2 pseudogenes are annotated in these 574 nt (G+C 64.3%); both read left to right on the top strand.

Going from position 1 to position 574, the window contains the following annotated elements:
* Positions 1–191 (top strand): annotated as a pseudogene (locus ACU8YE_RS24070) (TadG family pilus assembly protein); the annotation flags it as partial.
* A 16-nt stretch (positions 192–207) separates the two neighbouring features.
* Positions 208–574 (top strand): annotated as a pseudogene (locus tag ACU8YE_RS24065) (sigma 54-interacting transcriptional regulator); the annotation flags it as partial.

Raw genomic sequence — 574 nt, 5'->3', positions numbered from 1 at the left:
TCGGCGTGTCGGTGCCGGTCGGCACGATACTCGATCCGGTGGTCTCCGTGCTGCTGAGCCTGCTCGGCCCCGTGTTGAGCTCGCTCGATCAGGTCGTCGTGCCGCTGTTGAACCTGCTCGGCGTGCAGCTTGGCGCGGCGACGGTTCACAATCTGGCGCTGACCTGCGGCACCGCGCAAACGGTCTATTGAAGATTCACGCATAACGATGAGAAACACGAACGCAATCGAAGGGCTCGATCTGTACGTCTGGGAGGGCAAGGCCGATATCGTCGACCGGGTCGCGCGCTGCATGTCGAGCTTCGACGTCGAAGTGATCCGCGCGGACAACGAGGAACTGTCGGCCGAACGAACCGCGATGCGGCCGTCGCTCGCGATCATCAGCGTGTCGATGATCGAGAGCGGCGCGGCATTCCTGCGCACCTGGCAGGCGGAGATCGGCATGCCGGTGGTCTGGGTCGGCGCCGCGCGCGATCACGATCCGTCGCTGTATCCGCCCGAGTATTCGCACATCCTGCCGCTCGATTTCACGTGCGCGGAGCTGCGTGGCATGATCTCGAAGCTCGCGGTGCAGT

It is taken from the genome of Ralstonia sp. VS2407 (assembly GCF_052950655.1).
The sequence above is the reverse complement of the archived record's forward strand: the minus strand, read 5'-3'. Positions and strand labels throughout refer to the sequence as shown.